Source organism: Brevibacillus brevis (assembly GCF_001039275.2).
In the GTDB taxonomy this organism is placed as follows: domain Bacteria; phylum Bacillota; class Bacilli; order Brevibacillales; family Brevibacillaceae; genus Brevibacillus; species Brevibacillus brevis_C.
The window spans coordinates 4,653,446-4,679,113 of sequence record NZ_CP030117.1; the positions used below are offsets into that span (position 1 = coordinate 4,653,446).

Annotated in this window: 25 protein-coding genes; 10 read left to right on the forward strand and 15 right to left on the reverse strand. The window is 49.3% G+C overall.

Annotation, left to right across the window (positions count from 1 at the left end):
• Window positions 1-49: 49 nt before the first annotated feature.
• The gene (locus AB432_RS22520) at window positions 50-643 is read left to right on the forward strand and encodes a TetR/AcrR family transcriptional regulator (RefSeq protein WP_017250658.1); all 594 of its coding nucleotides are present in this window, start codon (window positions 50-52) and stop codon (window positions 641-643) included.
• A 38-nt stretch (window positions 644-681) separates the two neighbouring features.
• On the opposite strand, the gene AB432_RS22525 is transcribed toward AB432_RS22520, so the two are convergent.
• The 3 genes from AB432_RS22525 to AB432_RS22530 are packed head-to-tail and all read right to left on the reverse strand — an operon-like array spanning window position 682 to window position 3,823.
• The gene (locus AB432_RS22525; protein ID WP_048034178.1) at window positions 682-2,358 is read right to left on the reverse strand and encodes a peptide ABC transporter substrate-binding protein; all 1,677 of its coding nucleotides are present in this window, start codon (window positions 2,356-2,358) and stop codon (window positions 682-684) included.
• A gap of 3 nt (window positions 2,359-2,361) precedes the next feature.
• Window positions 2,362-2,535: a hypothetical protein gene (locus tag AB432_RS30895; protein WP_173629375.1), complete on the reverse strand. Its 174-nt coding sequence runs from the start codon at window positions 2,533-2,535 to the stop codon at window positions 2,362-2,364.
• Window positions 2,495-3,823: an ATP-binding protein gene (locus AB432_RS22530; RefSeq protein WP_048034179.1), complete on the reverse strand. Its 1,329-nt coding sequence runs from the start codon at window positions 3,821-3,823 to the stop codon at window positions 2,495-2,497. Before AB432_RS22530 ends, AB432_RS30895 begins: the two co-directional genes overlap by 41 nt.
• 181 nt (window positions 3,824-4,004) lie before the next feature.
• Here AB432_RS22530 and AB432_RS22535 point away from each other — a divergent pair, with 181 nt between their 5' ends.
• Both AB432_RS22535 and AB432_RS22540 read left to right on the forward strand, forming a co-directional pair.
• Window positions 4,005-6,497: a U32 family peptidase gene (locus AB432_RS22535; RefSeq protein WP_048034180.1), complete on the forward strand. Its 2,493-nt coding sequence runs from the start codon at window positions 4,005-4,007 to the stop codon at window positions 6,495-6,497.
• 31 nt (window positions 6,498-6,528) lie between these two features.
• On the forward strand, window positions 6,529-6,759 hold the full coding sequence (locus AB432_RS22540) for a DUF1128 domain-containing protein (protein WP_015892616.1): 231 nt from the start codon (window positions 6,529-6,531) through the stop codon (window positions 6,757-6,759).
• A 65-nt stretch (window positions 6,760-6,824) separates the two neighbouring features.
• On the opposite strand, the gene AB432_RS22545 is transcribed toward AB432_RS22540, so the two are convergent.
• The 3 genes from AB432_RS22545 to fabF form a co-directional block, all read right to left on the reverse strand.
• Window positions 6,825-7,898 (reverse strand): DUF4179 domain-containing protein, encoded by a 1,074-nt coding sequence (locus tag AB432_RS22545; RefSeq protein WP_048034181.1) that lies wholly within the window; start codon window positions 7,896-7,898, stop codon window positions 6,825-6,827.
• Entirely contained in the window at window positions 7,873-8,421 is a 549-nt protein-coding gene (locus AB432_RS22550) for a sigma-70 family RNA polymerase sigma factor (RefSeq protein ID WP_082195980.1), read from the reverse strand. The genes AB432_RS22545 and AB432_RS22550 overlap by 26 nt, the downstream gene beginning before the upstream one ends.
• 124 nt (window positions 8,422-8,545) lie before the next feature.
• Window positions 8,546-9,778 carry a beta-ketoacyl-ACP synthase II gene (gene fabF / locus AB432_RS22555; protein WP_048034182.1) on the reverse strand — a complete coding sequence of 411 codons (1,233 nt, stop codon included), beginning with the start codon at window positions 9,776-9,778 and terminating at the stop codon, window positions 8,546-8,548.
• A gap of 135 nt (window positions 9,779-9,913) precedes the next feature.
• On the opposite strand from fabF, the gene AB432_RS22560 reads away from it, so the two are divergent.
• A complete protein-coding gene (locus tag AB432_RS22560; protein ID WP_048034183.1) occupies window positions 9,914-10,777 on the forward strand; it encodes a helix-turn-helix transcriptional regulator in 864 nt (287 codons plus the stop codon).
• Between the two features lie 336 nt (window positions 10,778-11,113).
• Here the strand turns inward: AB432_RS22560 and cimA are convergent, their stop codons facing one another.
• The 7 genes from cimA to AB432_RS22600 all read right to left on the reverse strand — a co-directional run bounded on the left by cimA (window position 11,114) and on the right by AB432_RS22600 (window position 18,698).
• A complete protein-coding gene (cimA, locus tag AB432_RS22570; protein ID WP_048034184.1) occupies window positions 11,114-12,736 on the reverse strand; it encodes a citramalate synthase in 1,623 nt (540 codons plus the stop codon).
• A gap of 118 nt (window positions 12,737-12,854) precedes the next feature.
• Window positions 12,855-13,694, reverse strand: a complete 840-nt coding sequence (locus AB432_RS22575; RefSeq protein WP_048034185.1) for an alpha/beta hydrolase — start codon at window positions 13,692-13,694, stop codon at window positions 12,855-12,857.
• A gap of 103 nt (window positions 13,695-13,797) precedes the next feature.
• Window positions 13,798-14,889, reverse strand: a complete 1,092-nt coding sequence (locus tag AB432_RS22580) for a YheC/YheD family endospore coat-associated protein (RefSeq protein WP_048034186.1) — start codon at window positions 14,887-14,889, stop codon at window positions 13,798-13,800.
• Window positions 14,890-15,007: 118 nt separating this feature from the next.
• Complete coding sequence (locus tag AB432_RS22585; protein ID WP_048034187.1) at window positions 15,008-16,201, reverse strand: M20 metallopeptidase family protein; 1,194 nt, start codon at window positions 16,199-16,201, stop codon at window positions 15,008-15,010.
• Between the two features lie 75 nt (window positions 16,202-16,276).
• Window positions 16,277-17,275 (reverse strand): histidinol phosphate phosphatase domain-containing protein, encoded by a 999-nt coding sequence (locus AB432_RS22590; RefSeq protein WP_048034188.1) that lies wholly within the window; start codon window positions 17,273-17,275, stop codon window positions 16,277-16,279.
• Window positions 17,276-17,430: 155 nt separating this feature from the next.
• Entirely contained in the window at window positions 17,431-17,907 is a 477-nt protein-coding gene (locus AB432_RS22595; RefSeq protein WP_048034189.1) for a dihydrofolate reductase, read from the reverse strand.
• Window positions 17,904-18,698, reverse strand: coding sequence for a thymidylate synthase (locus AB432_RS22600; RefSeq protein WP_048034190.1), 795 nt, complete (start codon window positions 18,696-18,698; stop codon window positions 17,904-17,906). The genes AB432_RS22595 and AB432_RS22600 overlap by 4 nt, the downstream gene beginning before the upstream one ends.
• Before the next feature lie 107 nt (window positions 18,699-18,805).
• Here AB432_RS22600 and AB432_RS22605 point away from each other — a divergent pair, with 107 nt between their 5' ends.
• Both AB432_RS22605 and AB432_RS22610 read left to right on the forward strand, forming a co-directional pair.
• A complete protein-coding gene (locus AB432_RS22605) occupies window positions 18,806-20,245 on the forward strand; it encodes a MocR-like pyridoxine biosynthesis transcription factor PdxR (RefSeq protein ID WP_048034191.1) in 1,440 nt (479 codons plus the stop codon).
• Window positions 20,246-20,362: 117 nt separating this feature from the next.
• Window positions 20,363-20,563, forward strand: a complete 201-nt coding sequence (locus AB432_RS22610; protein WP_007728714.1) for a hypothetical protein — start codon at window positions 20,363-20,365, stop codon at window positions 20,561-20,563.
• A gap of 116 nt (window positions 20,564-20,679) precedes the next feature.
• On the opposite strand, the gene AB432_RS22615 is transcribed toward AB432_RS22610, so the two are convergent.
• Window positions 20,680-20,886 carry a cold-shock protein gene (locus tag AB432_RS22615; protein ID WP_048034192.1) on the reverse strand — a complete coding sequence of 69 codons (207 nt, stop codon included), beginning with the start codon at window positions 20,884-20,886 and terminating at the stop codon, window positions 20,680-20,682.
• A 124-nt stretch (window positions 20,887-21,010) separates the two neighbouring features.
• On the opposite strand from AB432_RS22615, the gene AB432_RS22620 reads away from it, so the two are divergent.
• The 3 genes from AB432_RS22620 (at window position 21,011) to AB432_RS22630 (ending at window position 23,528) form a co-directional block, all read left to right on the forward strand.
• Window positions 21,011-21,490, forward strand: a complete 480-nt coding sequence (locus AB432_RS22620) for an outer membrane protein assembly factor BamD (RefSeq protein ID WP_048034193.1) — start codon at window positions 21,011-21,013, stop codon at window positions 21,488-21,490.
• 187 nt (window positions 21,491-21,677) lie between these two features.
• Window positions 21,678-23,141, forward strand: a complete 1,464-nt coding sequence (gene putP / locus AB432_RS22625) for a sodium/proline symporter PutP (protein ID WP_201265899.1) — start codon at window positions 21,678-21,680, stop codon at window positions 23,139-23,141.
• A 75-nt stretch (window positions 23,142-23,216) separates the two neighbouring features.
• Window positions 23,217-23,528: a DUF3951 domain-containing protein gene (locus AB432_RS22630; protein ID WP_235617529.1), complete on the forward strand. Its 312-nt coding sequence runs from the start codon at window positions 23,217-23,219 to the stop codon at window positions 23,526-23,528.
• Here the strand turns inward: AB432_RS22630 and AB432_RS22635 are convergent.
• On the reverse strand, window positions 23,523-24,944 hold the full coding sequence (locus AB432_RS22635; RefSeq protein WP_048034196.1) for a MocR-like pyridoxine biosynthesis transcription factor PdxR: 1,422 nt from the start codon (window positions 24,942-24,944) through the stop codon (window positions 23,523-23,525). The genes AB432_RS22630 and AB432_RS22635 overlap by 6 nt on opposite strands.
• Window positions 24,945-25,058: 114 nt before the next feature.
• On the opposite strand from AB432_RS22635, the gene AB432_RS22640 reads away from it, so the two are divergent.
• Window positions 25,059-25,628, forward strand: coding sequence for a GNAT family N-acetyltransferase (locus AB432_RS22640; RefSeq protein WP_048034197.1), 570 nt, complete (start codon window positions 25,059-25,061; stop codon window positions 25,626-25,628).
• Window positions 25,629-25,668 lie beyond the last annotated feature (40 nt).

Genomic DNA, 25,668 nt, shown 5'->3' on the forward strand with positions numbered 1-25,668 from the left:
CGGTTGTGTTATAATCAAGCGTACGAGTTCATAAGGAGGTGCTACATACTTGACGACGAGACGGGAACGGAAAAAGCGCGAAACCCGCGAAAAAATCTTCAATGCTGCCATCAAGCTCTTTAAAACGCACGGCTTTGAAGCAACCACAATCGACATGATTTCCGAAGAAGCGGATGTTGCACGCGGTACGATCTTTCTGCATTTCACTTCAAAGGAAGCCATTCTCGCTAACTGGGGATATGAGCGTCTGCATGAAATCGAGGAGCGCCGGGAAGAGTGGGATTATGGTAACGAATGCAAATCGAAGGTGCTCCGGATCTACAAGATCATGAATGAAGTCACCATCACCAATTTCGATTTCATCAAAGTCGTCGTAGAATCCTCGATGAAACATCGGAAAGTGCTTGAGAATGAAAAGAATATGTACTTTGAATTGCGTCAACTGTTCGCTGACTTGATTGAAGAAGCGCAAGAAAAGAATCAATTGAAAAGCAAATTCAACCCTCTTGTCGCTGCGAATATGTTGGAAAATATCTACTATAACGCTCTTTATGATTGGGTACGCAGCGAAGGCGCCTGGGCACTCGAAGAAATCATGGAAGAGAAGGTCTCTATCGTATTCGAAGGGCTGGTCGTGGAATAATCCGACTGACCAGCCCTTCGAATGTGACTACTTGTGATTTATTCGAAATACGCCCATTTGTACTGCGCGTGGCCCAAACCTGAAATGACTACGCCTTTCAACTTGGGGTTCTGTGCATACACCGTAGACTTAAAGTAAAACGGTATGACTGGCATTTCGTCCACCAGGATTTTCTCCGCCTCTTGCAAGATCGCTTTTCGTTTGGCAGCATCCTTCTCCTTGGCAGAAGCCGCCAATAGATCGGCATATTGACGATTCTCCCAACGAGTATGGTTGTTGCCTTCCTTCGTTCGGAATATTTCTAGGAAGTTGATCGGATCGTTGAAATCCCCTGTCCACCCCATCCGTGCTACTTGGTACTTCCCGTTTTTCACGTTTTCATAGTAGACATTCCATTCCTGATTCTCCAGCTTGACGTGCACACCCAAGTTTTTTTGCCACATGTCCTGTACAGCTTGCGCGATTTTGGTCTGTGCTTCCTCCGTATTATAGGATAGTGTAATCGGCGGGAGCTGGTCGACGCTGGCATACCCTTCTTCCTTCATGCCTTCCGCCAACAGCTGCTTGGCTTTTTCTATGTCGTTGTCTGTAAACAAGCCTTGCTCGTTCTCAGCAAACATGGTAGGCGGCACTACGGCTGTCGCAACCAATTCCCCTCCCTGAGTGATGTTCTCCACGATGTCTTTCCGGTTGATCGCGTATGAAAAGGCTTGGCGAATTTTTTTGTTGTGGAAAGGCTTTTGCTCTGTGTTGAATTCATACCAATACGTCCCGGCTTTTGGTGTGATTACCAGCAATCCTTTTTCCTTCAAGGTCGGCATCGCGTCGAGCGGAAGATTGCCTGTCGGGGCACCTGCCCAATCGAGATCGCCACCCTCCAGCATCGACAGCTCTGTATTCGCGTCATTGATCATATTCATTTCGATTTTGGTCAGCTTGACAGCGTCTGCGTCCCAATAATGCTCGTTTTTCACAAGCGTCAGCTTGGTTTTATGCTCCCACGTATCGAGCTTGAACGGTCCATTCGAGGTGTAGGCTGATCCTGCTTCTTTCGCCCAGTCCGGATTGTCTTTCACCACTTTGGTATTTAGCGGAAAGTAGCTGTAAAAAGCCGTCAGCTCCAGAAAAAATGGCGTCGGGTTTTCCAGTTGGACGACCAATGTTTTGTCATCTGTTGCCTTGACCCCGATCTCTTCGGGCTTCGCTTTGCCTGCAAAGGCCGCTTCTGCATTTTTTACATAAAACAGCTGATAGGCATACTGGGAACCGTTTTTGGAATCGAGTGCCCATTTCCAGGCGTTTTCAAAATCGTGCGCGGTCACGGGATCGCCGTTCGACCACTTCGCTTTGTCGCGAATCGTGAAGGTGTACGTCAGCAAATCATCTGATGCCTTGATTTCCTGTGCCATGGCGGGCTGTGGAACGCCCTTGTCGTCAATGCGAGTCAGCCCCTCAAACGTCTGAAAAATAACATTGGATGACCAAACATCCGAAATGAGTCCGGGATGAAGAGAAAGCGGTTCTGTAAAGTTATTCAGTCTGAGTATTTGTTCGGATTGCCCAGATGCACTAGCCGGTGTAGCTTCTGTCGTTGGTTGTGTGGCAGGCTTTGCTGCTTCCTGTGGTTGTCCGCATGCAGCAAGCGCTAAAGCAAAGCCTGCTGCGAAAACAGCTTTTCCTGTTTTTTGCCACCATCGGGTTACGTAACGTTGCATGGTTTATTCCCCTTCGTTCGGGAGCCTTCGCTGTTCTTCACGCTGCTGCCATTCTTTCAGCTCGCTTTTGATTTGGTAGAGCTCTGCACGTGTCTCGAGCTTGAACGCTTTTAATTCACTTCTGATGACAGCCAACTCATGAAAGAGTCGCTCCCACACCTCTTGTTCTTTGTCCATGTTCGCCTCCTTTTTCGGTCGTATACACAGCAGGCAGTTGAATCGTCACCTGCGTTCCGTGCCCGTGTTCACTCTGAAAGTGGATCGTCCCTTGCATCGCCTCGATGATCCGGCAGGTTACCATCAAACCGAGACCTGTCCCTTTTTCCTTTGTAGAATAAAAAGGCAACCCAATCTGTTCAATCTGCTCCGGCGTCATCCCCTCTCCCTCATCCTTGATGGAAATCTCATGATAGTTCCCGGCTGCTTGTACGGTGACGTGCAGTACGCCACCTTGTCCCATCGATTCGATGCCGTTTTTCATCAGATTCATCAATGCTTGCTTGAGCTTAACGGCGTTGCTCTCAACGAATAAGCCCGGTTCGGTCTCACAGGCGATTTCCACTCGGTTCATGACGCTGTAAGAGGACATGATGGCGGTCACTTCTTTCACGGTATGCGCAATCTCCAGTCGCTCCAGCGTCTCAGAATGAGGCTTGGCCAGATTTAAATAGTCGGAAATGATAAATTCAGCCCGATCGAGTTCATTTAGAACCAATCGGATGTATTCAATGTTTTTCGGATTCGTCTCCTCACGCAACAATTGGACAAAGCCTCGTACCACTGTGAGTGGGTTGCGCACTTCATGGGCAACACTAGCGGCCAGCTCACTGATCAGGTTCAGCTTTTCCGAGCGTTCGACCTGCTTGCGGATAATATGAGATTCTCGAATAAACTCGATGAAATAAACGGCTCCACCTTGTACGATCAAAGCGAGGTAGCCGATTTCCACTAGCGGCTCCAAATAATCGTTAATGATGGACAACGAGAACCCTTTCCAGATCAAAACAACCATCCCCCCACCGATGATGGATAGCTGCTTCAAGCAGCCGATCAAGAGAACGACCGCTAGTTTTTTTCGCAAAGAGTAGCCATACCAACGAGTGACCAACAAAAACGGTATGATCGCGTAGACCATCGCTCCAAGAATCGTTATGAGAACGCCATCGCCACCCAAAACGATCCTTACGACAAACATCACCAAAATCGTCAAAATACCCGGGATATACCCGGCGTATAAAATGGTAATAATGATCGGTATCGAGCGTAAATCGTACTCCATACCATTACTGAGTTGTACTGGAAAGCTCATGGCAAAAATGACACTGATCGAGCTACAAACGATAACCATGGATGACTTGACGCTCATCTTGTTCGAGGTTGATCGCCCCAGCCAAACATTTCTATACAGCAAAACAGGGACGATAACGAACAGTAACTGTAGCAAAATGTCTTTGATGATTAACATATATCGGTTCCCCTGGCTCTTAGAATATTTCGATTTTTCTTACAGAATAACATCACAGGTGTCTTTCTGGAAGGCACATTTTCAACATCTGGCAGAAAGGATGTTTTTGTTGCGGTGACCAGCACATTTCCCTATGATGAAGAAGAGCTTGTTTGAAGACCTTGGAGGTAATGACATACACATGCGAAATGGTATAAAGCGTGAAGATATCGAGCTATTGGCACCTGCTGGTAACTGGGATTGTTTGAAGGCAGCCGTGGCCAACGGAGCCAATGCCATCTTTTTTGGGGTAGAAAAGTTCAACGCGCGTGCTCGTGCTGAGAACTTCCAAATGGCAGAACTGCCTGAGATTATGGCTTATTTGCACATGTACGGGGTAAAGGGCTTCCTTACCTTTAATATTCTCGTATTTGAAAATGAACTAGAGGATGCACGCGAGCTGATAGACGCCTGTATTCACGCTGGAGTAGACGCTGTGATCGTTCAAGACCTCGGTCTTGTAAAGATGATCCGCGAGATTTCTCCAGACTTCCCGATTCACGGCTCTACACAAATGACGATCACTTCGCCAGAAGCGGTGGAGTTCACGAAGCCGTTTGATATGGAACGCGTCGTACTCGGTCGTGAAAATTCATTAAAAGAGATCAAAAAAATCGGAGAAAAAGCAAAGCTGCCAATGGAAGTATTCGTCCACGGTGCCTTGTGCGTTTCTTATTCCGGACAATGTCTGACCTCGGAAATGTGGGGTGGACGCTCGGCAAACCGCGGGGAGTGTGCCCAAGCCTGTCGTTTACCGTATGATCTGATGGTAGACGGTGTGCAGAAGGAAATGGGGAATATCGCTTACGTGCTGTCCCCGAAGGACTTGGCTGCTATCGATTTGGTTCCTGAGCTGATCGAGGCTGGCGTGACTTCCTTTAAAATTGAAGGCCGCCTGAAAACACCTGAATACGTGGCAAACGTTGTGAGCAAATACAATGCCGCCATCGAGCGTTATTTTGCCGGACAAGATACGGGACCATCCGAGGTAGAAGTTCGCGAGCTGCAACAAAGCTTCTCTCGCGGGTTTACACACGGATTTTTGACCGGGACAAACAACAAGCAGCTCGTAGATGGTTCGTTCCCGAAAAGCCGCGGTGTGTTTTTGGGAACCGTAAAAAAACTGCTTCCTACCGGCGTACTGGTGGACATCACTGCTCCTGTCAAACGCGGAGACGGAATCGTGTTCGACGCGGGTGACCCCACTCAAAAAGAAGAAGGCGGTCGCATCTACGATATTTTGAGCCGCAGTAAAAAAGTAGAAGGCGAAGTTTCCAAAGGCCTGTACGAAATCGTCATGGGACGCAATGACGTGAATCTGAAGCGTCTCCATGTCGGGGACCGCGTATGGAAGACGAGCGATCCTGAGCTGGATCGTCGCCTGCGCAAAACGTTTGAGACAGAAAAGCCTTATCGCACTTTCCCGCTGTCCGTTCACGTAAGCGGAAAGCTGGGTGAAAAGCTCAGCGTCACTTGGGTGGATAAACAGGCAAATCACGCTGTCAGTGTTCCTTCCGAGGTACTGCTGGAGACTGCTTTGAAGCGTCCTCTGACGAAGGAATTGCTGCACGATCAACTCAGCCGTCTGGGCGGAACTATTTTCCACCTGGAAGCTCACGACCTGACTGTCGATCTCGAAGGGGATCTCATCGTACCTGTCAGTGAGTTGAACCGGATGCGCCGTGACGCAGTCGAGCAGCTCGTGTTCCTGCGTTCCAAGCCGCCGATTTACCATCATCACGATATCAATGTATACGCGGACGTACCAACGAGAAAACCAGTGGAAAAGCCGCTCCTGACAGCGCTGTGCCGCTCGCTTGAGCAATTGGAAGCAGCTGCGCAAACAGATGTGGACTTCCTCTACGCTGACTTTGAATTCGTCAAGCAGTATCCAGAGGGTGTCAAGCTGGCTCATAAGTACGGGAAAAAGATCGGGATTGCTACGATGCGCATTCATATGCCAGATGAAAACGGTGTCCTTGCCCTGATCGCAAAAAGCAAGCCAGATGCTATTCTGGTGCGCAATACGGGAGCACTCTATTACTACTTGTCCCGTCGTGATGAAATCGACATTCCGCTGATTGGCGATTTCTCCTTGAATGTCGCGAACCACAAGGCAGTTGAGCTGTTCCTTGCAACAGGTCTTGAGCGCGTAACGCCATCGTACGATCTGAACATCCAGCAGATGGTCGATCTACTCAGCCGCTCAAACGCTGCGAACATGGAGCTGGTCATCCATCAGCACATGCCGATGTTCCACACCGAGCACTGCGTATACTGCACATTCATGAGTGAAGGTACTGATCATACAAACTGCGGAACTCCATGTGAGACCTCCCGCATTTCTTTGAAAGACCGCGTCGGTTTCTCTCACCCTGTACGTGTGGATACCGGTTGCCGCAATACTGTTTATAACGCGATTGACCAGTCCGGTGCTGAGTACTTGAGTGAGTTCCGCTCTCTGAATGTCGGTAGCTACCGCATCGAGTTTTTGGAAGAAGAGCCAGAGCGCGTGAAAGAAGTAATCAGTCTGTATCGCAAGGCATTACGTGGAGAAGTTAGCGGTACACACGTATGGCGTACCCTGAAGGCAACGAACCAGTTGGGCGTCACACGTGGGCAACTGACGAAATAAATACCAGCTTTGTAGAGAGGAGAGAGTAAGTATGGCTGACCTTAATCAACCGACAGTAGAAAACTTGGCCATTATCATTGAGGGCATCAAAGCAAAGCTGAACATGGCGAATACGGCTGTGATGCGCCCGGAGGATTTCGATCTCGTTCATTACGAGGATTTGCTGTACCTGTACAATATGGTGCAGAAAAAAGCGGCGTTTGGCATCAATGAAATGACCGCCATCGTTGAAGAGCTGGGTGCGATGAGAAAGCAATCCTAGTTTTTGCCCTGATCAAGTAAAGAAGCGTCGCTCCAGTACGTGGAGTGACGCTTTTTTGTGTGGTTTTATTTTTGCAAGGAAATTGTAAACGTATTGAACTTGATGTTCTTTCCATGCTTTTGTATCGTCTCGATTGCCGATGGGATCAGTGTTTCTTTTCCTTCGCCATCTATTTCGACACCGCCACCGTTCGTAGGCAATGACATATATGGCGTGATCGTTAATTCTTTTACATCCGCTGTGACCGGGTCGTAACGTCTTGTACCCGTGAGAAACTCTTTGCCGTCGGACTTTTTACCTTGGCTGCCGCCTGAGTACGCTCCCAGCTCGTTCCCTTTTTCATCAACCACCTTGAATTCCAAATAGCTCGATAAATACCCAATTTCCTCGGTTACTGCCTGGAAACTCACAACCAGCCCTGCTGGACCCATTGTGACATCGGAAACGCTCAGGTTAATGCCTCCAGCTTGTTGCTGGTGATTAATCGGAATGCGTTTCGTATCTGTACGTTCACTGATTGGTAGGGAGAAGCTCCACTTCTTGCCGTCCTCCCCCTGGAAGCTCAGCCCTAGCTTGAATTCCTGAGGCAAGCCATTAATTGCGTCGATATCGACAATTCCGGTCGCAAGCGTCGGAGTGATTTGTGTTTGCTTGCTGCTTCCTGCGTATCCAAACGCTTCCCCGTTCACTGTCAAATCTGGTGAGGAGCCTAAATAATGCTCTCCGACTGCCTCCTTCGTTTCTAATGTGTAACCAATCGTAAAGCGTGTCCCATCATAGTAGACTTCATTGACGGTAATCGCATTGCCGCCCACGTCCTGCGACTCGCCGATGACAGTCGTTAAACCTTTTTCACTCGCTTGCTTCAATCCGCTGTCACCGTAAGTAGCGAATATCGATCCGATCAAAGGCACCTTGGAGACGAGGTTCGCCATCGCTGGTGAGACAGTCGCTGAGCTAAACAAGATACCTACAGCAACAACTGCAGCCCCTGTACTGTACACCAGCTTCCTTTTATTTAGGCGTTTTCTTTGTGGCGATGCTTCTCGAACCGTTTTGGTGATAATGTCGTCCAGCTTCTCTGTAGGGACCGGAATGCGATCTACTTGCTCTTTATAGGCATGATTTTTTTCTCTCATTGAAATACTCCCCTTTCAGCTTCTTCCTTAATACAGTTAGACCTCTGTGTATGTTCGTTTTCACGGTACCTTCCGGGCAATCTAGCAAGGCTGCAATTTGCTTCACAGAATAGTCTTTATAAAATCGCAGCAAGAGAACCGTTACATACTTTTCTTCGAGCTCTTCCATTGCTTCCAAAAGGTCGATTCGTTCTTCCAGCCTTACACCTTCTGTATCTCGCATATTTTCGATCATGTCTTTACTCAGCGAAATTACCTTTCGCTTTTTAGCCAAATAGGCAATCGCCGTGTTGATCAAAATTCGCGTCAGCCATGTCGTAAAATATTGATCGTCCTTTACGGTTGGAATGGAGATCAAAGCCTTATAGACCGTTTCCTGAAAAACCTCCAGCGCATCCTCTTCGTTTCGCGTGTACACGAAAGCCATCTTGTACAGATTTGCTTTTTCCTGATGCATGAGCATTTGGAATGCCTCTGAATCACCAGCCTTGGCGCGTGCAACGAGACCAAGCTTTTTGTTCAATCTGTTCCCCTCCTTTTCTCCCCAGTTAGAGAAATCAGGACTGTAAAACGTTTCACAATTTTTCCGAAATGAAAAAAGCCTGCTCTCATAGTCTACCGGAGACTACGGAAACAGGCTCTATCCGTTACACTTTTTTCAATACGATGACTGCGTTATGACCGCCAAAGCCAAAGGAATTGGACATGCCGATGTCGAGCTTGGCTTTGCGTGCTGTATTTGGCACATAGTCCAGATCGCAGTCCGGGTCTTGCTCCTCCTGATTGATCGTCGGGGGAATGATTCCTTCCTGCAAGCTCTTAATCAGGGCGATCGCCTCCGCCCCCCCTGCTGCACCAAACATATGACCGGTCATCGATTTGTTGGCAGTGACCGGTACACGATACGCATGCTCGCCAAACAGCTTTTTGATTGCCAATGTCTCGGAACGGTCTCCGATTTCTGTACTGGTCGCGTGCGCACTGATGACATCGACGTCTGTCGTTTGCACCCCTGCTTCCTGGAGAGCCCATTTCATCGCACGGTAGGGACCGATTCCTTCTGGATGTGTCGCCACCATATGATAGGCATCTGAGCTTGCCCCATAGCCAATCACCTCGGCATACATCCGGGCGTTTCTTTTCTTGGCGTGTGATTCTGATTCCAATATCACAATCCCGGCACCCTCTGCCATGACAAACCCATCCCGCTTTGCATCAAATGGACGACTCGCTCCTGCTGGATCATCATTTCTCGTGGACAATGCCGTCGCATTGCTAAAGCTGGCGAGAGATATATCCGTCACTGCGGCCTCAGACCCTCCTGCGATGACGACATCCGCCGCGCCCGCCCGAATGAGCCGGAAAGCCTCTCCGATAGACGTATTTCCAATCGAGCAAGCAGTAACAGGGGACATCGTCGGCCCGTACAGACCGTACTTGATGCTGATCATCGCTGCTGCCATGTTGGAGATGAGCATGGGAACCAGCGTCGGGCTGATCCTCTCAGGCCCTCGCTCACGCAGGACATCATGCTGCTCAAGCAGTGTCTTTACCCCACCAATGCCAGAGCCTACATATACCCCGATTCGCTCGCGGTCCAACTCGTCCAACCGAAGCTCTGCATCCTCTAGCGCTTCTTCTACAGCAGCAAGAGCGAACTGGCAAAAGCGATCCATTCGCCGCGCTTCTTTGCGCCCAAAACGCTCCTCCGGATCAAAATCTCGCACCAAACCTGCGATTTTCGTTTTATAGCGTGCTGTATCAAAAGTATCAATAGGTGAGATACCAGACTTCCCTTCCACGAGACTGTTCCAAAACTGATTCACTGTATTCCCTACCGGGGAGATCACACCCATACCTGTAACAACGACTTTTTCCATAGTAAGCCTCCAATTCGAGTGCCTTATGGAGATCATCTTGTCACATGGGTTATCCTATTACAAGTTGTTGTTTATCCTAGTATAATGAGTACTAGTCTAACAAACTGAACCAGTTGAGGAAATGGAGAGTGTACCATGAATCAGCAAACGCGTTTGCAGGCACTGTCTACTTTTTTGAAAGCACAGCGGGCCAAAATCCTGCCACAATCGGTTGGACTGGCTCCCGGGACGCGCAGAAGAACCCCTGGACTGCGAAGAGAAGAAGTTGCACAGCTCGCGGGGGTTAGCTCCACCTGGTATACATGGCTGGAACAAGGCCGCGACATCAAGGTCTCGCCTTCTGTTCTGGACGCAGTAGCGAGAGCCTTGCAGCTTACCGTCGATGAGCGAAAATATTTGTATGCGCTGGCACTGGAGACAGGCACGGGAGTCGGGCAAGACGTGCAAAAAGATGAACCGCCGCAGATCAATCCGGCCCTGAAAAGAATCTTGAAAGAATTGCGCTCGTGTCCAGCCATCATTACAGATCGGCGCAGTCATATTGTCGGCTGGAACGAGGCAGCCGCACATGTCTTTCTCGATTTTGAACAAATCCCTTACGAAGAGCGGAATTTGATCCGTCTTGTGTTTACGCGAAAGGAATTACGACGGCTGGCCGTTAACTGGGAGCATTTCGTCAGCGGCTTTCTTGCGATTTTTCGTGCCAATTACGGTCAGTATGTAGAGGACGAATGGTACGAGCAGTTTTTAAGCGAGATGCGGCAGGTTCATCCCGACTTTCACGACCTGTGGGAGCAAAGCCGCGTCAGCTCAGCCCCGGAGGTTTTACTGGAATTCCGTCATGCAAAGGCAGGGAAAATGCTCTTTCATCTGACTTCACTGCAAGTTTCCGGGAATGCGGATTTGCGGTGCAGCATTTACACGCCTGACCCGAATTCTGCCACGGAAACGAAGCTGCGGCAACTGATTGATCGTCCGGTTTCTTCTGCACAACCGTGACCGAAGGTTTTTCTGGTTTGAGTCAACATAGTGGAGGAAAAGAAAAAGCACAGTTCTCTTCGACTCTGACACGCCTGCATGGGGGATTGACTGGCCGTCTCCACTTCAAAAAGGGGACCGTCGAGCCAAAGCCACCCTACGGGCGGAAGGTTCTCGAGGAAGAAGTGTTCGACAAGCGTGGTCCCCTTTTTGAAGTTCCGACTGGGTAGGCGTTGTCAAGGTCTGCGAGCCCTGTGCTTTTTCTTCTCACCAGCTTTGTTTGTTCATCGTTATTTTCTAAACCTTGTATACCAAAGAAAACCAGCCCAACGGCAAATGCTCGGGCTGGTCTTTTTATTAATGATTCACAATCCCTACGCGCGTCCCCGAGGAAGCAAGGCTTCCGACCTCCTCACAGCCTTCTTTCCACAGCAAGTAACGGATACTGTCTGCCAGCGCTTCCCAGCTCGCCTCGATGACGTTGGTGGAGACGCCTACTGTGCTCCACTTTTCGCCGTTGCTCGAGGATTCGATTAGGACACGTACTTTTGCGGCAGTCGCGCCGTTTTCATCCAAGACACGCACCTTGTAATCTTCTAGCTGCATTTTTGCAATGCACGGGTAGTAGCCTTCCAATGCTTTTCGCATCGCATTGTCCAGTGCGTTCACCGGACCGTTGCCATCTGCGGCTGTATGGACAGATTCCCCGTTCACACGCAGCTTCACAGTCGCCTCCGACGTGATTGATTGGACGGCTGCCTTTTCCAGCATGATTTTGAAGGAGTCCAGCTTGAACAGGTTTTTCAGCTTGCCGGAGGCTTCCAGCAGCATCAGCGTTAGCGAAGCCTCTGCTCCTTCGTATTGATAGCCTTGGAATTCGCGCTCTTTGATGTGTGTAATGATTTCTCTCGCCTTTTCCCGATCCAGCGACAGATCGATCTCCAGCTCTTCCATTTTGGCGAGCAAATTGCTTTGCCCAGCGAGCTCTGAGACGAGTACGCGACGTTTGTTGCCGATGTTTTCCGGCTCGATGTGCTCGTACGTTTTCGGATCGCGCATAACGGCGCTTACGTGAATACCACCCTTGTGAGCAAAAGCACTATACCCGACAAACGGCTGGTTGTTCGGCATCGTCATGTTGGCAATTTCCGCTACATAGCGAGACAGCTGTGTCAACTCCTGCAATTGATCAGTGCTCACACAGTGATAGCCCAGCTTGAGCTGCAAATTCGGAACGACTGAGATCAGGTTGACGTTTCCACAGCGCTCACCGATGCCGTTAATGGTTCCTTGTACTTGCTGTGCGCCCGCCTGAATCGCAGCTAGTGCATTGGCAACTGCCACTCCGCTGTCATTATGCGGATGAATGCCTACAGGCGTCCGCAGATGGCCCACAGTCGTTTTGACAATATCATAGACTTCATGCGGCAGTGTCCCGCCATTTGTATCACAGAGAACGATCCAGTCAGCTCCAGCTTCTTCTGCCGCTTCCAGCACTCGCAATGCGTAACGCGGATTCGCCTTGTAGCCATCGAAGAAATGCTCTGCCAAAAAGAGAGTAGTCAGTCCGTTTTCTTTTAAAAATGCGACCGAATCAGCGACCATGCGCACGTTTTCTTCCAATGTCGTCTTAAGAGCATCCGTCACGTGCAAGTCCCATGATTTCCCGAAGATCGCCGCTGCCGAGGCTCCGCTTAAGATCAACGCTTGCAGATTGTCATCATCGGAAGCAGCTACATTTGGTCTACAGGTACTGCCAAAAGCCGTTACCTTAGCGTGCTGCAACGAAATCTCCCGGATACGCTCAAAAAAAGCCATGTCCTTTGGATTGCTGCCCGGCCAACCACCTTCAATAAAATCAATGCCAAATTGGTCCAGCCGCAGTGCGATCTTTATCTTGTCTTCTACCGACAGGCTGATCCCCTCTCCCTGCGTACCATCTCGCAGGGTCGTATCATACAGATACACCTTGCTATTCATGTTTCTTCTCCACCTGTTCTGTTATTTTTCTGAATAATCACATCTTTCTAACCGTTAGACGATTCCCAGTATACCACAGCCCAAATGGATTGAAAACGCAGGAAAATAGAGGTTTTTTCTATGTCCGTGGGGTGCGGACAAATGCGACTGTTTGCTTGATCGCTACTTCCAGTGGAGCCGATGTACCTGCAAACGGATGACGCGTGTTAAATGTATGATCTCCGCCTTCTATCCAGTGCAGCTCGCTATTTTTGGCAGCCTGATGAATTCTTTTTGCACCCTCTACCAGACGGACATAATCTTTTTCTCCTGTGATGATGCACAGTGGTTGATCCATCGCAGAAACAAGTTCCAGAATATCGTATTTCTGGCGATTGGTGTCCACGTCCTCGATCACGGCTCTCGTGATTGGCATGTCTTGACCAGTCCGCGCATTCGCTATGTAGCCCACGCCCGTCTCTTCTATTTGCTGGCGCAGCTTCTCGTCAAACAAATCGACATGAGCGATTCCGTTCCAGGTCACAATCCCTGCCACATGCGGGTTGTTTGCTCCGAATAGAATCGCGTCACCGCCGCCCTTGCTGTGTCCCAATACGTACAGCTTCGTTTTGTCCACATAATCGGGTACAGGAAGTTCGCCTGACAAAATCCGTTCCGTCAACGCTTGCAAATCAGCCAGTTCACGCGCATACGTATTGCGCCCGAATTTCTCCAGCTCGTCGAACTCCGTCAAGCTCTCCCCTACGCCATTGCAGCTAAAATTAAAGCGAATCGTGGTGATGCCTTGCTTGGCCAGCTCATCGGCTACGTAGGGAAAACTTCCCCAATCCTTGAAGCCTTTAAAACCATGGCAAAACAGCAGTAGTGGCTGTGCCAAGCCTGCCGCTTCCTCCGTATGAATGTCTCCTCGTAGCGTCAACTCCTCGTCGAGTTCGATGGAAAAGGATTGCTTTTGCATGAGCGTTTCACCTCTTGTGCATTTTTTTATTATTATGCCGTGTCCCCCTCTTAAAAGAAACGAAAATGCCAAAAAAAAGACCTTCCTCTTTGGAAGATCCCCTTTAGTTAACTGCGCTGTTTTTATTAATAAGATACAACGCGTACTCCAACGGTCGTCGAACCGCCGTCGCATATCGCTTGTGCTGACGTATCTGCTTGAAAATTTCTCTGCCTGGCTTCGGATTGATTTCAATAATCCAAACCTTCCCGTTAACATCAATCCCCAAGTCAAAACCAAACTCCATCATCAGGCCAAAATGCTCTTCAATGCGTGTGACAGTCTTGATCGCGAGCTCCTTGCATTCCAGTACAATCCGCTCCGCCATTTCCGGACCAAATCGTTTGACCAAAAAGGAAACAGCAGGCAAAGCGGTTCCCCCTCCATGCAAATTCGAGGTGGACGATTGCATTGGCCCAACGCGAATACCCATCCCGGTCAAACACCACTGCCCCTTCCCGTCCTTTTGCACGAGCAGGCGAGCATCTACTGTTCGCTTGGGAACCAGTGACAACCGCAGCCCCTGTTGAAGAAAAAACTGCTCGTTTCCGCTCTTCTCATTCTTCATCCAATGCTCCAGCCGCTCGCACACCTCTGTGAGCGTCGCCATTTTTTCGCAGCTTTTGGCTTGCTGCTTGGTCCTGCCATGCAAAAGGTAACGACCTGCTCGTTTCTCCACACGCAGTATGCTTCTGCCGCCTGTGCCGTTTGTTGGCTTGAGATAAACCAGACGATGATCGGCAAGCATCGTGGCAAGCGTTTTTCTGTCGTAGGGGAGTGTTTCGGGAAGCCACCGCTGTAGCTCTGGATCTTGTATCAAAATCTGATGAACGACATATTTGTTCGAAAAGCGGTTATTCGCATAACGGAACCAGTTTTGCTTGCGAAATGGCAAATAGGCACGATGCTTGGGCAATGGATAGTAGCGATAACGATCGATGACGATGTCGGGCCAGGCAAAACGCTTTCGTCTCCACTTCGTGCCATCTGGTACATAACCGTTAATCCGCTTTTCTTCAAAATGGACATCTTGTGGGCTAAATAAAAAAACCTCTGCCCCCATTTCTCTCCCTGCCTCAACCAGCCTTCGCAAATAGCCAGGCTCGACAAAACCTGATTCTCTTCGGTAGGTCAGTACGCCTATCCGTTTTCTCACCGAAAGGCCACTCCCTCCCTTGTTCGATTTTCTAGCTAGCCTCGTATAGCTTATGGTTGAAAGCAAAAAAAAGCGCCTTTGTCCTATGTAGGCAAAAGCGCATCTTTCATGAATGTTCTTATCGTTGCTGTGTTTCCAAATAGTGGAGCGCTGTTCGTCCCAAGAGCTCGCCTGCGATCAGCATGGCATCCTCGTCGATATCAAAACGGGGATGATGGTGGGGATATGTCGCCAGTTTTTCCGGATTGCCTGCCCCAACGAACAAGTAAGCGCCGGGCACCTTTTCCAAGTAGTACGAAAAGTCCTCGCCCCCCATCAACGGCTTCATCGATTCCACACGGCCAGCTCCAAATGTTGCAATGGCTGCTTCCTGTGCGATCGCTGTTTCCTTTTCATGGTTAATGACGGCTGGATACCCTCGCTCGTAGACAACTGTAGCGCTTCCTCCCATCATGGCAGCCGTCCCCTCCGCAATTTCTGTCAGGCGCTGCTCCGCACGATCGCGGACGTCTGGCAAAAAGGAGCGGACAGTCCCTGTTAAACGACAGCTATCTGCAATGATGTTCGTACTGTCTCCGCCGTGGAACGTCCCCACCGTCACGACCACACTTTCTAACGGGCTAACGTTGCGGCTGGCAATCGTTTGGAGATGACCGACGATTTGTGAACCGATCACAATAGAGTCAACGGTTTCTTCTGGAACAGCACCGTGTCCCCCTTTTCCTTTGATCTCGATGGAAAAGTCGTCCGTATTCGCCATGAGCGGACCTGCACTAATGTACACCTTCCCCACAGGGAACATCGACCAGAGATGAACGCCAAAGATCGCATCGACGCCATCTACAGCACCATCCTGAACCATTTGGGTAGCTCCGCCCGGATTTTCCTCTTCCGCATGCTGAAAGACAAAGCGAATTTCACCGGCAAACTGCTCACGATGTGCTGCCAAAACAGAAGCGAGTCCTAAAAGCTGGGAAGTGTGCGCATCATGACCACACGCATGCATGACACCAGGGACAGTAGATTTATACGGCACTTCTTTTTGATCTTGAATCGGCAGTGCGTCAAAATCCGCACGCAACGCGACGACCTTACCCGGGCGCCCTCCGCGCAAAACGCCGATAACTCCTCTCCCCCCCACACCTGTGCGAACCTCATCAAAGTGAAGTCCTCTCAATATTTCGGCAATGAGAGCTGGAGTCTTCTCCTCTTGAAAGGAAAGCTCGGGATGCTGGTGCAGATGACGCCTCCAGCTAATGATTTGCGGCTCCATCTGCTTGAGTAGCTCTTTTAATTGATCCTGCAAGGCCATGGTTATTACTCCTCCCCCTGGATGCACCATTCTTCTCCCATCATAGCAGAATCATGGGCCAAAAGGGGAGCTTGACTAATCCAGAGCGAGCATGCTGCGTTTTCTCTTCTCAAAAACCGCAAAGCTCGTATAGCCTACCCGCTTCAACTGCACTCGAGCCTCGTCCAACTGCTGACCGACTTGATCAGGGGCAGTAGCGCTAGACGCCAAGGTGATGGGCACCTCATTCTGGAACAAAATTTCCAGAAAACGATAGCTGGGCGAAAATTCCCGGAGCTGACTCGCCAGACCGTAGCCTGTATTGATTTCCGTTGCAATACGCCTGCGTCCAAGAGCTCGGGCCACACGCTGATAATACGGCAATAGGGCAGTTTCATCTGGTCGCACACCAAACGCTTTGATGCCATCGATATGGGCAATCACATCGAATAATTGCGATTCGATCGCCTGCTCCAGCTTATCAAAATAAAGGCTGTACAATCCGATTAGCTCCTGTCTTCCAAAGCGTTCTCGTGCATCCTGGATCGAATAGCCCCAGCCTTCCAGAAAATGCACAGCCCCAATGCACACATCCCAAGGATATTGATTGATGACATGCCGCAGTGTCTCTTCTCCACCTGAAAAATAATCCAGTTCAATCCCGACACGCAGCTCAATTCCATCCTCCGCCCAACGAAGCCGCTCTTTTTGCAGGAAAACAACAAAGCTGTCCAGAGAGTCGTTTGCGACCTGACTCAGCCATTTGCGCTGCGCAATCCCCAAGCGATCAGAACCGATATGCACATGCTGCTCGTAGTACGACCGATACTCAAGAAAACGATATAAGTGCTCGACCACGCATACTTGCTGAATCCCCGCCTGTTTGGCACGTAATCGATACAATTCAAGCCAATCTCGTGAATACGGGCCTTGTTGCAGGCGTTCTGCCAACCCATTGGTCAGCATACTTGCCCATTTTCGGCTCCCCTTTACTTCGGCATGCTCCACGAGGGGGCGCAATGATTCCGCTTGCTTGAGCAACCAGTCCAGTGAATACGGCCCTTCCTCCAGATGGACGTGAAAGTCTACCTTCATCCCGATCACCTCCCTTGGGTTCGTCCCTGCTATTTTCTATCGTTATATATGCGTTTGGCTCCATACATATGTCGAGTATTCACATGACGAATGACCTAGTAGAAGAGGTAAAAAAAGAACAAAAAAATGCCTCAGCAACGAGGCATTCTCGATTATCAACTATTTTTTCGCTCATACACGTAAAACGCATGCGGATGAACGTTCTTCTCATCCACGATACCCTCACGCTTGTCCACCAAGCTGTAAGCGTCGCGATTCCAAGCCGGGAAAAACGTATCGCCCTCTGTTTCCAAATCGATCTCCGTAATATACAGACGATCAACGACATCGAGGAACTGGCGATAAATTTCCGCGCCTCCAAAGATGATGACATCGCCCATTGCGAGCACTTCTTCCTTCGTATGGACAACATCTACACCTTCTGGGTGAAAGTCCTGGCTGCGTGTAAGGACGACATTCTTTCGGTTAGGCAGCGGCTTGCCGATCGATTCGAACGTTTTACGTCCCATTACAATCGTTTTGCCTGTCGTTAATTCCTTCACATTTTTCAAGTCGGCAGGTAAGTGCCACGGCATGTCGCCATCTTTTCCGATGACTTGGTTGCGGGCATAGGCAACAATTAGGCTGATCATACGGCCACCTCACCTTTGATGTGCGGGTGGGATTCGTAGCCGATGATTTCAATATCTTCGTATTTGAAATCAAAAATCGAGGTAACCTCTGGATTGAGTACGAGCTTCGGCAGTGGTTTCGGCTCGCGAGTGAGCTGTAGCTTGACCTGCTCGATATGGTTGAGATACAGATGAGCATCTCCGATCGTATGAACAAAATCGCCCACTTCCAGCCCGGTGACATGCGCCACCATATGCGTCAACAAAGCGTAGGAAGCGATATTAAACGGTACACCCAAAAACGTGTCGCCACTGCGCTGATACAACTGGCAGGACAACTTGCCATTGGCTACGTAAAACTGGAACAACAGGTGACAAGGCGGCAATGCCATTTTATCCAATTCAGCCGGATTCCACGCGCTAACAATCAAGCGGCGAGAGTCTGGATTGCGCTTGATCTCATCAATGACCCATTGAATCTGGTCCACTGTTTTGCCGTCGCGTCCAGTAAAGGAACGCCATTGGCTTCCGTATACCGGGCCCAAATCTCCGTTTTCATCGGCCCATTCGTTCCAGATCCGCACGCCGTTTTCCTGCAAGTAGCGGACATTGGTATCGCCTGATAAAAACCAGAGCAATTCGTGGATGATCGATTTCATATGCAGCTTTTTCGTCGTGACCATGGGAAAGCCTTCACTTAAGTCAAAACGCATCTGATGCCCAAAAACACTGGTCGTTCCGGTGCCTGTCCGATCCTCTTTTGTGACACCCTCATCTAAAATGCGCTGGCACAAATCCAGGTATTGTTTCATCGTCCATCTCTCCTTCCATCTCATCTATTTTACCTGACCCAGACAAAAATGAAAGATCGGAATGTCATGATATAATAAATGGATAAATGTAGAAAGCGGGATTCGTGATGGATGGCATATCTTCTGTGGCTACAAAGCCCTTATATAAACAAATAGCAGAGCAAATCGAGCAAAGAATCAGCAGCGGTGAATTCGGTCCTGGCAGCTATTTGCCCTCGGAACGCACGCTGGCCAAAGAACTGAACGTCAATCGTTCCACTGTCGTCGCGGCGTACGATGAGCTGCAAGCAGCAGGCATGATCGAGCGCATACAAGGAAGCGGCACCATTGTCAGCCAAGATATTTGGGGACTGGCACGGACCCGCGTTCCGAACTGGCGTCATTTGACGGAGTCAGGGTCGTTTCGCCCGAATTTACCGTTGATTCGCAAAATCCGTCGTGAAACACAGGAAAATGACTTGATCGATTTGGCGAGTGGCGAGCTCTCGACCGAGCTCGTCCCCAGTCAAACGCTCCAGCAGCTCATGACCCCCGATGACTTCCCGGCTCATCTCGGCTATGAGCATCCGCAGGGCAATTGGGCTTTGCGAGAGACATTGAGTCTTCATATGAAAGCATGGCGAAGCATCGCAGCACCTGCTACCTCGATCATGATCACTTCAGGAGCGCAGCAGGCCCTTCATCTCGTCGTTCAATGCTTATTAAAGCCAGGGGATGCGGTAGCCATTGAGGAGCCCTCTTACTGTTATTCCTTGCCGCTTTTTCATTCCGCTGGCTTGCGTACGTTCTCGCTGCCTGTTGACCGGGACGGAATCGACCCAAAGCACTTGGCCCAGTTGCACCGCCAGCACCGCATCAAAATGGTATTTCTCAATCCGAATTATCAAAACCCGACAGGGACACTGCTTTCATTGGAGCGGCGCCAGGCATTGCTCGCGTTCTCCTATGAAAACGGGATTCCGATTATCGAGGATGATCCATATAGCTTGACCAGTTTTTCGAGAGAGCCCGTCCCAACCTTAAAATCGCTGGATCAACACGGAACCGTACTCTACATCAGCTCTTTGACCAAAATCGTCGCCTCAGGTCTGCGCATCGGCTGGATCGTCGGGCCCCCTACTGTCATGGAAAGACTAGCAGATGCGAAACAGCAGTTTGATTTTGGACACAGCATTTTTCCGCAATGGCTAGCGAATCGCTTTCTCGGATCGCCTCAGTTTGCGAGCCACATCGATCTTTTGCGAACAGAGCTGTCCTTTCGGCACGATCAGTTAGTCTCATCGCTTCAAGACAAGTTCGGTGATCAAGTAGAAATGGTCGGTTCAGAAGGAGGCATTCACCTGTGGTGTAAATTCAAAGGGGAATGGAGCGGCGAAACTCTTCTCACAGAATCAGTCAAACGGGGAGTTGTCTTCGTTCCGGGACATCTTTTCGGGGCAGAGCAAGGATATGTCCGCTTCACTTTTGGCAGAGCTACCACAGATCAGATCCCTGAGGCAGTTTCGCGCTTAGCGGATGCATTCACGGCAAGTGGATGGGCAAAATAATCCCCAAGTGGATGGCAACTTTTTTGTGCGGTCGTTATATGATCGAAGTAAGCTACCGTATGCATCCTTGCGTATATCTAGCAGGATGACTGTGCCATACAGAAAGGACTGGCTGTTATGAGTATTTTGCCTTTCATTATTGCTATTATCGTACTTGTTCTTATAGGTCTCGTCGTTACGATAAAAATCGGAATTAACCCATCCGAATCCAAAGTGCGGGGCTTTAAACAACGTTCTCGCAATCTGTTGATCATCTACGGCATCATTACGATCGCTCTGGTCATTGCGCTGTCAGTCTTTCTCTACAACAACCTTTGATCACTCCCGAACGCTACGTGACATAAATAAGACGCCGTCTGCCTTGTATAGGTATGACGGCGTTTTTGAATCGAAGGAAGTCCTTCGTCATGTGTTTTTAGAAGATGATACCTCTTTTACACGATTTTCTTCGCTACGTTGGCGGCTTGCAGCCCCCGCTGTCCATTCACAATCTCAAAAACCACCTGCTCGCCTTCCTCCAAATTCCGGTAACCTGACCCCGTAATCGCAGAATAGTGTACGAATACATCAGGTCCTCCATCGCGCTCAATAAACCCATAGCCCTTTTCCTTGCTGAACCATTTTACTTTCCCTTGAATCATTGTGTTTCCTCCCTGTAATCAGTGCAGCTCTTACGCTTACCTCATCATATGCGGATGCGAAGTCAGTGGATATACGGTAAAATAAATAAAGTATGAATCGTCACGCCAGAAAGGAGTGAATCACATGAGAAAAGTATGGATAATTGCATGCGCGTTGCTGCTCACTGCCTGCTCCGAAATATCCGAAGGGGTCCAAACCGCTCAGCAAGCAGTAGAAACAGGTCAACAAGCGATTGAGACAGGTAAACAGGCTGTCGAAGCGGGCCAACAAGTTCTCGAAGCCGGCAAGCAAATGGCTGAGTCTGAAGTCGCCAAACAGCTCCAAACATACCTCCAACAAAAATACGAATCCTCTGAAGCATTGCGTAATGCCATGTTCAGTGGAGATGGGCAGTTGCTCGTAGAAGAATTGCAAAAGACCGAGCTAGCGAACTTCAGCTTTTACAAATCTGACATGTTTGGTGTTGAATATACAGGCACGCTCTCTGCCGATGGTACTTTCAAAGTACTCAAACACGATTTGAACAATCAAAGCGCAGAACCTACTGTCGTAAAGGAATTCAAAGTAACACTCGACGGAAGCGGTCAGGTTCAAGTTCAGTAATTTTGGAAAACATTTCAAGAAAAGCCTGCGATCAATCATCGCGGGCTTTTTTGTGTTATTAAAAAACTTTTTATTGAGGCTCTACAAAATTTTCTGTATTTCCTTATAGATTTTTATAATCGGGCATGATAACGTGTAAGATGTTCATATAAAATTCATAAATACTAAACACAACGAGGTGATGCCCATGAATATGCTGCTCACATCTATTATTGTGTACATGGCAGGTATGCTGTTAATCGGCTATTATGCCTACAAACGTACCTCCAATCTGACAGACTACATGCTCGGGGGTCGGTCGCTCGGTCCAACTGTAACCGCTCTCAGTGCGGGTGCATCTGACATGAGTGGCTGGTTGATGATGGGTCTGCCAGGTGCCATGTTTGCTCAAGGTCTTAGTGCATCCTGGATTGCCATCGGTCTGACTCTCGGGGCTTATGCCAACTGGCTTTATGTCGCTCCCCGCCTTCGTTCGTACACGGAGGTTGCCAACAACTCGATTACGATTCCTGCCTTTTTGGAAAATCGTTTCGGGGACGGGTCTCGGATGCTTCGTCTTGTCTCGGCACTTGTTATTATGATCTTCTTTACCTTTTACGTGTCATCTGGTCTCGTTTCTGGAGGCGTGTTGTTTGAAAACACCTTCCACCTGAGTTATCAAACGGGACTATGGATTGTCGGAGTGGTCACCATCGCCTATACATTGTTTGGCGGCTTCCTCGCTGTAAGCTGGACGGACGCTGTACAAGGACTCATTATGGTCATCGCGCTTATTCTCGTCCCGCTCGTGACCGTTCTTACAACTGGCGGATTGGGAGAAACATTTACGGAAATTCACGCTGTCGATCCCTCTTTGCTCGATATTTTTAAAGGGACGAGCCTGCTCGGCATCATTTCCCTGTTTGCGTGGGGTCTCGGCTATTTCGGACAACCGCATATTATCGTTCGCTTTATGGCGATCACGTCCACGAGCGAGATTAAAAAAGCACGCAGCATCGGTATGGGCTGGATGATTTTCTCCGTCGTTGGCGCCATGCTGACAGGACTGGTCGGTATCGCCCTGTACTCCAAGCAAGGCTGGACGTTGAGCGATCCTGAGACGATCTTTATCCAGCTGGGTACGATCCTGTTCCATCCACTGATTACTGGCTTTTTGCTGGCGGCGATTTTGGCAGCGATTATGAGTACGATTTCCTCTCAGTTGCTCGTCACGTCCAGCTCCTTGACTGAGGATATATACAAAACCTTTTTCAAGCGTTCTGCAACCGACAAAGAACTGGTCACCTTTGGCCGCATGTCCGTCTTGCTTGTCTCTGTCGTCGCCTTTTTGCTCGCCTTGAACAAAAATGACACGATCCTGGATCTTGTCGGATATGCGTGGGCCGGATTCGGCGCTTCGTTTGGTCCTGTCATTCTGCTCTCCCTCTATTGGAAGCGCATGAACAAATGGGGTGCTCTCGCGGGTATGGTCGCTGGCGCATTTACCGTTATCATCTGGACTCGCTTTGATGTGCTGAAGGACTTCCTCTACGAAATGGTTCCTGGCTTTGCCATTAGCCTGCTCGCCATCGTGATTGTGAGCCATTTGACCAGCAAACCTTCGAATGAGGTAACCGCTCAGTTTGATGAGTACCAGAAAAGCATGAAATAATTCTTGCTAATAAAAGCCAAGCAGCCTATGCGCTGGACAACTTCCCTGTCCCATGCCATAGGCTGCTTTTTTCTGTTGAAACGATTTGGCCCTCTCATCGTAAATGATCATAACAATCGAAAAAGGAAGGACAAAAAACAAATGATGATGATGTCTGGCTTGATTATTGGGGTATCCCTTTTGATTATTGGCATGCTTGGAATGGCTTGCTACCGCTTTTTTATCCAAAAGAAACCCGTCGAGCATTACTACACCCCGCTAGATCGCGTGTTCGGGCAAACGTCAGTTGAATTCCATGAGCAAAAGCTAGAAAAGAAAGAAGCAGAGGAAGAAGAAGGTGATGACAAGGATAAGAACGAGAAGATCCGGCAAAAGCGTAGATCATAATGAAAACCAAGCTTCTGCCAAACGACTGATTCCTACCGCAATGTCTTGTTCCTCCACTCCACCAAATCCAACGATGATGCGCGGCCGTGTATTCGTCGGATCATTGGCCCAGTTATGGCCGCTCGGATAAACGCGAACATCGGCCGCACACCCCAGCTCGATCAGCTCCCTCTCCGTTCGGGAAGTATCCACCTCCAGCAAAATATGCAGCCCTGCTGACTGTCCCAATACTCGTACTTCCGGGGGCATGAAGGTCTGTATCGCCCGAAGCAATGCATCGTGCTTGCGGTGATAGACGGTGCGCATTTTTCGGACATGCTTTTCCCAGTACCCCTTTTGCATGAACAACTGCATGGTCCGTTGCAAATGACGGGAAACCGGCGAAGGATACGCCTGGAATGCTTCCCAATATCGCTCGAGCAATTGCTTCGGGAGCACCGTGTAATCCAAGCGAAGTGCTGGAGAAAATGCTTTGGAAAAATTGCCGATATAAACAACACATCCGTCCCGATCCATCCCTTGCAAAGATGGCGTAGGGTGTACATTGTAGCGAAATTCACCATCGTAATCATTTTCGATGATGATTCCGTTCCTTCTCTTTGCCCATTGCAGCAATTGCTGACGCTGACCGACTGGCGTGACCATCCCATACGGAAATTGATGGGCAGGCGTCGTGTACACGACCGTTGCTTTGCTTTTTTCCAAGGCTTCAATGGACAACCCATCTTCCCCAAGCGGGATGGACACGACCTCATAGCCGTGATGGGAAAAGACGATTCGTGCATCTGCATAGCCAGGCTCCTCGATCGCAACCACACGATGCCGATCGGCCAAGAGCAGACATAAAAAGCTGAGAGCCTGCTGTAATCCGGTGCCGATGATGATTTGCTCAGGCCGACAAATGAGCGTACGTGCTCTGCGCAAATATTTACTGAGCTCCGCTCTCAGCTCCCACTCTCCTTGATCATCACCGTAAAAAGAAAAATCCTCCGGATAGACAGACAGCGCTTCCAGCATACACGAGCGCCAAGCTCCGTAAGGAAACGACTTCGTATCAATGACAGAACCATGAAAGTTGTAACGACAAGTGAGATGACCCCCTTTTTTCTTTTTCAAGATCGACGAACACAAGGCAATCTCCTCATCCTGATCCACTGGCTCTGACCATCTCTCGATCTCGGCAGCGTAAAAGCCGCTCCGCTCCCGGCTCACAATGTAGCCTTCTGCGAGCAGTTGCTGATAGGCTGCCTCAATCGTATTTTTTCCGACGCCACTTGCTTTCATCAACTGACGGATCGACGGCATCTTTGTTCCGGATGGTATCTCTCCTGATGCAATCCGTTTGCTCAATTGCTTGTATAGCTGCTGATACAGAGGTTCTTTGCTCTGTGCATCCATAATCGGCATGTACTCCATCAGCGGCCCTCCAATCTGTTCCCATCCAACCCTCCCAAACTGTCACTACATATAGGAGCAGTTCTCTTTTACAATGATTGTACCAGATTCACCCACGCGAAAGGAGAACAAGTCATGCGTATTCATTTGCAAGGAGAAAAGGTCGTTCTGCGAGATATTCGAGCAGAAGATATAGATACGATCTACTATTGGAAGTATGAAGCAATGGATCGGGAACATCTCAATTGGAATGGCCCCTACAAACCGCTTGATCCGTACACAAAAGAAGAGTATCGTGCCCTCCCACGCTACCAGGAGTCTCTCGCTCTCGTTGGGACAGATGCACCAAGAACTGAGCTGATGATTGAGATTGACGGCGAGCTAAAAGGTAGTGTCGGTCGCTACTGGATATCCGAGGAGACGAACTGGTGCGAAATCGGAATCGTCATTTACGACTCCCGCTACTGGCAGAATGGTTATGGTCGGGAAGCGTTTCGGATGTGGATCGACTACTTGTTTACCCACATGGATACGGTCCGTTTAGGCATTGGTACGTGGTCAGGCAACGAACGGATGATCAAGCTGGCTGCTCACATGGGAATGGTCGAAGAAGCGCGGGTACGCAAAGCTAGGATTGTTCGCGGTGAATATTACGATGCGATTAAGATGGGGATTTTGCGAGAGGAATGGGAGAATCGGAAATAATAAAGGGCAATCCCTGGTCTAAACAAGACGTAGGGACTGC